This is a genomic window from Streptomyces sp. IBSBF 2435 (assembly GCF_036815005.1).
In the GTDB taxonomy this organism is placed as follows: Bacteria; Actinomycetota; Actinomycetes; order Streptomycetales; family Streptomycetaceae; genus Actinacidiphila.
In genome coordinates this window covers 1-6,990 of the sequence record NZ_JAJSYW010000263.1, presented here as the reverse complement: position 1 = coordinate 6,990, position 6,990 = coordinate 1, and the positions used below count along the sequence as shown (strand labels likewise).

Sequence of the window (6,990 nt, the reverse complement as noted above, 5' to 3'; positions counted from 1 at the left end):
GGCCGGCGGGGCGGCGGGGGCGGCGCCCGGCTGGTCCTCGGGCGCGTAGAGCAGCAGGGTGGCGACCAGCAGACCCAGGATCAGCATCAGCAGCACGAAGGCGTACCAGCCGACCAGGCCGACCACGAGCGCGCCGGCGACCCCGTGGACCACCGCGCAGACGATGAGCACGACACGGGCCGGCCGGCCCGTCATCCGGCCGCGCACCGCGATACGGGCCACCAGCACCGCGCAGACGATCAGGAAGAGGGCGAACAAGCCGCCGCCCACCCACGATCCGGCGGCCATGGCGTCGGGATTCAGCCCGCCCAGCGACATCCTCTGATGGCGTACGGCGAGGCCGAGTATCCAGTTCACGAACGCGATCGCGAGGGCTTCGAGCACCAGGGCCACGGCCGTGCCGATGGCTATACCTCTGCGCACAACTGTCCCCCTCCGACGGCCGAATCGTGCGGGTCGCACGCTACTCACGAGTAAAGCGACGGGCAAGGGTCCGCGCAGGGCTCACCCGTCCGGGGGACCCGACCGCAAACTTTGGGCGCACTATTCGTGGGGTTCCCACAAAAGAACGTCAGTTCCGTGCACGGACTTCGAGCGAGATGTCCCCCACACCCGGTCGTGCGGGACATGGGCGGGAGCGGGGCCGTACCGTGGACTGAGCAGGCGTTCACGGGTTGTTGTGGCCCATGGATCACCCTCCGTGTGGGCAAGCTCACGTGCAGGGGTGCCTCGGCAGCAAGTGTGGCCAGTACCTAAACTCGGCTTGTTTCATGGAGGGAGCCATCGTGCGCAAGGTGCTTATCGCCAACCGCGGTGAAATCGCAGTACGCGTCGCCCGTGCCTGCCGGGATGCCGGGATTGCCAGCGTAGCCGTCTACGCGGACCCCGACCGGGACGCGCTGCATGTCCGCGCGGCCGACGAGGCGTACGCACTGGGCGGCGACACACCGGCCACCAGCTATCTGGACGTGGCGAAGGTGCTCTCGGCGGCGGCCGAGTCGGGGGCCGATGCCGTGCACCCCGGCTACGGCTTCCTGTCGGAGAACGCCGAGTTCGCCCAGGCCGTGCTGGACGCGGGTCTGACCTGGATCGGCCCGCCGCCGCAGGCCATCCGCGACCTCGGCGACAAGGTCGCCGCCCGGCACATCGCCCAGCGGGCCGGCGCGCCCCTGGTGGCCGGCACGCCCGACCCGGTCTCGGGCGCCGAAGAGGTCGTCAGCTTCGCCAAGGAGCACGGCCTGCCGATCGCCATCAAGGCCGCCTTCGGCGGCGGCGGGCGCGGTCTGAAGGTCGCCCGCACCCTGGAGGAGGTCCCGGAGCTGTACGACTCCGCGGTCCGCGAGGCGGTCGCCGCCTTCGGCCGCGGCGAATGCTTCGTCGAGCGCTATCTCGACCGGCCGCGGCATGTGGAGACGCAGTGCCTGGCCGACACCCACGGCAATGTCGTGGTGGTCTCCACGCGCGACTGCTCGCTCCAGCGCCGGCACCAGAAGCTCGTGGAGGAGGCCCCGGCCCCGTATCTGACCGAGGAGCAGACCGCGCAGCTGTATTCCGCCTCCAAGGCCATCTTGAGCGAGGCGGGCTACGTCGGCGCCGGCACCTGCGAATTCCTGGTCGGGCAGGACGGCACGATCTCCTTCCTGGAGGTCAACACCCGGCTCCAGGTCGAGCACCCGGTCACCGAGGAGGTCTCCGGCATCGACCTGGTGCGGGAGATGTTCCGCATCGCCGACGGCGAGGAACTGGGGTACGGCGACCCGCCGCTGCGCGGGCACTCCTTCGAGTTCCGCATCAACGGTGAGGACCCGGGCCGCAACTTCCTGCCCGCGCCCGGCACCGTGACCCGCTTCAGCGCGCCCACAGGACCCGGTGTGCGGCTGGACGCGGGTGTGGAGTCGGGCAGCGTCATCGGCCCGGCCTGGGACTCGCTGCTGGCCAAACTGGTCGTCACAGGCGCCACCCGGGAGCAGGCGCTCCAGCGGGCGGCCCGCGCGCTGGGCGAATTCCACGTCGAGGGCATGGCCACCGCGATCCCCTTCCACCGTGCGGTGGTCGTGGACCCGGCCTTCGCGCCGCCGCAGGGGCCGTTCACCGTCCACACCCGGTGGATCGAGACCGAGTTCGTCAACACGATCCCGCCCTTCGCCGGTCCCGCGGTGGACGAGGAGGAGGCGCAGGGCCGCGAGACGGTCGTGGTCGAGGTCGGCGGCAAGCGCCTTGAGGTGTCGCTGCCCGCGTCGCTGGGCATGTCGCTGGCCCGCACCGGACTGGCCGCGGGCGCCAAGCCCAAGCGGCGGGCGGCGACCAAGGCCGCCGCGGCGGCGTCCGGCGACTCGCTGGCCTCGCCCATGCAGGGCACGATCGTCAAGGTCGCGGTCGAGGAGAACCAGCAGGTCTCCGAGGGCGATCTGATCGTCGTCCTGGAGGCGATGAAGATGGAGCAGCCGCTCAACGCGCACCGCTCCGGCACCGTCATCGGCCTCAAGGCGGAGGTCGGCTCCTCGGTCTCCTCCGGCGCGGTCATCTGCGAGATCAAGGACTGAGCAGGGCGGCCCGCCGGTCCTGCGGGCGGCAAACGCGGGGGGGGGGGGGGGGGGGGGGGGGGGGGGGGGGGGGGGGGGGGGGGGGGGGGCGCCCCCCCCCCCCCCCCCCCCCCCCCCCCCCCCCCCCCCCCCCCCCCCCCCCCCGCGTCCGGTGGCGGGCACAGCTCAGGAACGGCCTTGACGCCGGCTCAGGTGCCGGGCCGGACTCAGCGCAGTACGTGCTGGCGCGGCTGCCTGAGTGACAGCACCAGCAGCAGCGCGACCGAGGTGAAGACCGCCGCCATGGTGAAGGCGGCCGTCGCGCCGTGGATGAACGGCTCCTGGCGGTGGTGCCGCGACACCGTGCCGAAGACCGTCACGAGCACCGACAGGCCCAGGCTGCCGCCGACCTGCTGCATGGTCTGGAGCAGCCCGGAGGCCGACCCGGCGTCCTTGGGCTCGACGCCGGACAGGATGAAGGTGTTCAGCGGCATCATGGTGCAGCCCATGCCGACACCCATCAGGACCAGCGTGGGAAGGATGCCCTGCGCGTAGCCGTCGGACGCGCTCAGCCGGGTCATCCAGACGCCGCCGGCGAGGGTGAGGAGCGAGCCGGCGGTCGCGACCCGCTTGGCGCCGTAGCGGGCCAGCAGCCGGGGCGCGGCCCTGGCCGCCAGGAAGAGCGGTCCGGCCAGCGGCAGGAAGGAGAAGCCGGTCTTGAGCGGGCTGTAGCCGAGGTACGTCTGCAGGTACTGGGTCGAGAAGTAGAACACGCCGAACATTCCCGCGGGCAGCAGCATCATCACTCCGTACGCCAGCGCCCTGTTGCGGTCGGTGAACAGCCGCAGCACCACCAGCGGGCGCTCCACCCGGGTCTCGTTGATCAGGAACGAGGCGAGCAGGGCGATGGCGATCACGAAGGTGGTCAGCGCGCGGGCGTCGGTCCAGCTGCTCTCGCCCACCCGGATGAAGGCGTAGACCAGCGAGGCCATGCCCAGGGTGCCGGTCAGGGCGCCCGCGATGTCGAACCGGCCGCCGCGGTGCCGCTCGGTCTCCTTGATGAAGCGCGGCGCGAGCAGCACGATGGCCACGCCGACCGGGATGTTGACGAAGAACACCCAGCGCCAGGAGCCCCAGTCGGTGAGCATGCCGCCCACGGTCAGGCCGACCGCGGACCCGGCGCCGGAGATCGCCGAGAAGACGCTGAGCGCGCGGTTGCGCTCGCCGCCCTCGCGGAAGGACGTGGCGATGAGCGCGAGCGTGCTGGGCGCGGCCAGTGCGGCGGCGGCGCCCTGGAGGCCGCGGGCGATCAGCAAGGTGGTGGCGTCGTTGGCGACACCGCCGGCTATCGAGGCGACGGTGAAGGCCGACACGCCCCAGACCAGCGCGGTACGCCGGCCGATGAGGTCGCCGATCCTGCTGCCGAGCAGCAGCAGACCGCCGAAGGCGAGGGTGTAGACGTTGAGCACCCAGGACATGCCGGTGGGCGAGAAGCCGAGGTGCGTGCCGATGCCGGGCAGGGCGACGTTCACCACGGTGGCGTCGAGGAGCAGCATCAGCTGGGTTCCGACGATGGCGGCGAGGGCGAAGAACGAGTGCATGCCGGAGGGGGCCGGCGTGCGGGTGAGCGGAGTCTGATCGCGCACGGCGTGCGTGGACATGGCTGCTAAGCCTCCAGCGGAGAGACAAACGGAGGGCGTCTCCGGAAACTATACGGAGACATCCTCCGGATCTACAATCGGTTTCGGGGAAGCGATCCCCGGCACCCGGGAGGCAGGACGGAATGCGGGCAGACGCACAGCGCAACTACGACCGCTTGCTCGAAGAGGCCAAGCAGGCCTTCATCGTGCACGGCACGGACGTCGCGCTCGAGGACATCGCCCGCCACGCCGGCGTCGGCATCGGCACGCTCTACCGGCACTTCCCCGACCGCTACTCGCTGATGAACGCGGTCTTCATCCGGGAGCTGGACGCCCTGACCGAGCGCGCCCAGGAGCTGATCACTGCGGACGACCCGGCGGACGCCCTCTTCGCCTGGCTCCGCGCGGTGGCCACGCACTCGGCCGCCTACCGCGGCCTGTCCTCGGCGATCCTGGCCCAGTCCGACGGCCGGATGCACCAGTGCAAGACGCGGTTGCGCGAGTCGGGCTGCGCGCTGCTGGTGCGCGCGCAGGAGGCCGGGGCCGTCAGGCCGGGCGTCGACATCGGCGACCTGCTCAAGCTGACGTCGGCGATCGTGCTGGCCGCTGAGAAGAACCCCGAGGACACACAGACCTTCGACCGCCTGATGTCCCTCGCCGTCAATGGCATCCTGACGCCCGGGGGTGTGGGAGCCGGGAGCGAGTAGCCGCGCCGGGCGGGCCTGTCGGACCCCCGTGGCAGGATGAAGGGGTTCACGGTCGTTAACCGGGAGGGTCGGGCGGATGGGTGACGTGCGGTACGGCGAGTGGGTGCGGGTCGAGCGGCACGGGCAGCGGGTCGCGGAGCTGGTGCTCGACCGGCCCGCGGCGATGAACGCCGTCTCGGCGGCCATGGCCGAGGCCATCGCGGCGGCCTGCGCGGCCCTCGCGGCGGACCGCACGGTGAGCGTCACCGTCCTCAGCTCCTCCAGCGAGAAGGCCTTCTGTGTCGGGGCCGACCTCAAGGAGCGCAACGCGATGTCCGACGCCGACCTCGGACGGCAGCGCCCGCTGGCCCGCGCCGCGTACACGGGTGTGCTCGACCTGCCGATGCCGACCGTCGCCGCCGTGCACGGCTACGCCCTCGGCGGCGGGTACGAACTCGCCCTCGCCTGCGACCTGATCGTCGCCGACCCGACCGCGGTGGTCGGCCTGCCCGAGGTGTCGGTCGGCGTCATCCCCGGCGGCGGCGGCACCCAGCTGCTGCCCCGCAGGGTCGGCGCCGCCCGCGCGGCCGAGCTGATCTTCACCGCCCGCCGGGTCGCCGCGCAGGAGGCCGTCACGCTCGGCCTGGTCGACCGGCTCGCCCCCGAGGGGGAGAGCGCCCGCACCGCCGCGCTGGGCCTCGCAGAGGCGATCGCCGGCAATTCCCCGGTGGGCCTGCGCGCCGCCAAGCGCGCGCTGCGCCTCGGCCACGGCCTCGACCTGCGCGCGGGCCTCGACGTCGAGGACGCGGCCTGGCGCACGGTGGCCTTCTCCGGCGACCGGGCGGAAGGCGTGGCCGCCTTCAACGGCAAGCGGACCCCCGACTGGCCGGGGGAATAGCGCGGGGCAGCCGGGTCAACCGGAAGTCCGTTCGGCGTAAGCAGCGCCCCAACCCCGGCAAAGCTCCTTAACCTGGGGAGATGGTGGACGGGACGGCCGATGTACGGCTCCGGGCGGTCGTCGAGCTGACACAGGCGCTCGCGACCGCGCAGACCCCGCAGGACGCGGCCCGCGCTGGCGCGCACCGGGCGCGGCTGGCGATGGGCGGGTCCTTCGCCGCGGTGTCCGCGTGGGAGCGGGAGACCGGGCGGCTGCGGGTGCTGGTCAACGACGGCGACCTCGCCCCCGGTGAGGAGCCGGAGCCGGCCGACGAGTCCTACTCCGTGCACGACTTCCCCGAGATCGCCGAATTCCTGCACGGCGGCTGGGCGCGGGGCGGCGAGCCGCACGCCTGGGTCGAGACGTCCGAGGGCACCGGGGCCTCGCCCGGCGGCAGCAGCTGGGGCAGGGCCGCGGCCCTGCGGCGGCGCGGGCGCGGCAGCTGTGTGGTCGCTCCGCTGGTGCTGCACGGGCGGGCGTGGGGCGAGGTGTACGTCGCCCGCGGCCACGGGGAGCCGCCGTTCGCCCGGCCCGACGCGGATTTCGCGACCGTGCTGGCCGCGATCATCGCGTCCGGCATCGCCCAGACGGAACGGCTCGCCGAGGTCAAACAGCTGGCCTTCACCGATCCCCTCACCGGCCTGGGCAACCGCCGGGCCGTCGACGTACGCCTCGACGAGGCGCTGGAACGGCACCGGGCCGACGGTACGGCCGTCAGCCTGATGGTCTGCGACCTCAACGGGCTCAAGAAGGTCAACGACCTGCTCGGCCACGAGGTCGGCGACCGGCTGCTGGAACGCTTCGGGTCGCTGCTCTCCATGTGCGGCGCCATGCTGCCCGGCAGCCTGGCCGCGCGGCTGGGCGGGGACGAATTCTGCATTGTCGCCGTGGGCAGCGGGGCGGACGAGGTGGTGGGGGCGGCCGGGGAGCTGTGCCGGCGGGCGGCGGAGCTGGACGTCGGGGAAGGGGTCGCCTGCGGCGTGGCTTCGACGGCGGATCCGATCGGGCCGGTGCGGTCGGCGCGCAGGCTTTTCCGGCTGGCCGATGCCGCGCAGTACCGGGCCAAGGCGTTGCGCTCCGCGCGGCCGGTGGTGGCTGGGCGGGAGGGGCCGGAGGATCCGGTCCTCCACCTTGCCGATTCGCCGCCGCCCCCGGTCGCCGCGGAGCGGCGCCGCCTTCGCGGCCACCCGCTCTGACCCGGGGGC

Annotated in this window: 6 protein-coding genes; 4 read left to right on the top strand and 2 right to left on the bottom strand. The window is 72.9% G+C overall.

What is annotated here, in order from left to right:
- Positions 1-423 (bottom strand): hypothetical protein (locus V7E46_RS31375; RefSeq protein ID WP_333771586.1); only part of this gene is annotated, 423 nt, incomplete at its 3' end.
- Positions 424-785: 362 nt separating this feature from the next.
- On the opposite strand from V7E46_RS31375, the gene V7E46_RS31370 reads away from it, so the two are divergent.
- Complete coding sequence (locus tag V7E46_RS31370; protein ID WP_333771585.1) at positions 786-2,543, top strand: acetyl/propionyl/methylcrotonyl-CoA carboxylase subunit alpha; 1,758 nt, start codon at positions 786-788, stop codon at positions 2,541-2,543.
- 206 nt (positions 2,544-2,749) lie between these two features.
- Here the strand turns inward: V7E46_RS31370 and V7E46_RS31365 are convergent, their stop codons facing one another.
- Positions 2,750-4,183: an MFS transporter gene (locus tag V7E46_RS31365; RefSeq protein WP_333771584.1), complete on the bottom strand. Its 1,434-nt coding sequence runs from the start codon at positions 4,181-4,183 to the stop codon at positions 2,750-2,752.
- 122 nt (positions 4,184-4,305) lie between these two features.
- Here V7E46_RS31365 and V7E46_RS31360 point away from each other — a divergent pair, with 122 nt between their 5' ends.
- The 3 genes from V7E46_RS31360 (at position 4,306) to V7E46_RS31350 (ending at position 6,981) form a co-directional block, all read left to right on the top strand.
- Positions 4,306-4,869 carry a TetR/AcrR family transcriptional regulator gene (locus V7E46_RS31360; protein WP_333771583.1) on the top strand — a complete coding sequence of 188 codons (564 nt, stop codon included), beginning with the start codon at positions 4,306-4,308 and terminating at the stop codon, positions 4,867-4,869.
- 76 nt (positions 4,870-4,945) lie between these two features.
- Positions 4,946-5,746 (top strand): enoyl-CoA hydratase/isomerase family protein, encoded by an 801-nt coding sequence (locus tag V7E46_RS31355; RefSeq protein ID WP_333771582.1) that lies wholly within the window; start codon positions 4,946-4,948, stop codon positions 5,744-5,746.
- A gap of 80 nt (positions 5,747-5,826) precedes the next feature.
- Positions 5,827-6,981, top strand: a complete 1,155-nt coding sequence (locus V7E46_RS31350; RefSeq protein ID WP_329175284.1) for a GGDEF domain-containing protein — start codon at positions 5,827-5,829, stop codon at positions 6,979-6,981.
- Positions 6,982-6,990: the final 9 nt, after the last annotated feature.

What these genes read in the sequence shown, in the direction of transcription:
- V7E46_RS31355 (WP_333771582.1), top strand. Translation starts at nt 4,946, where the DNA reads ATGGGTGACGTGCGGTACGGCGAGTGGGTGCGGGTCGAGCGGCACGGG.
- V7E46_RS31350 (WP_329175284.1), top strand. Translation starts at nt 5,827, where the DNA reads ATGGTGGACGGGACGGCCGATGTACGGCTCCGGGCGGTCGTCGAGCTG.
- V7E46_RS31365 (WP_333771584.1), bottom strand. Translation starts at nt 4,183, where the DNA reads ATGTCCACGCACGCCGTGCGCGATCAGACTCCGCTCACCCGCACGCCG.
- V7E46_RS31360 (WP_333771583.1), top strand. Translation starts at nt 4,306, where the DNA reads ATGCGGGCAGACGCACAGCGCAACTACGACCGCTTGCTCGAAGAGGCC.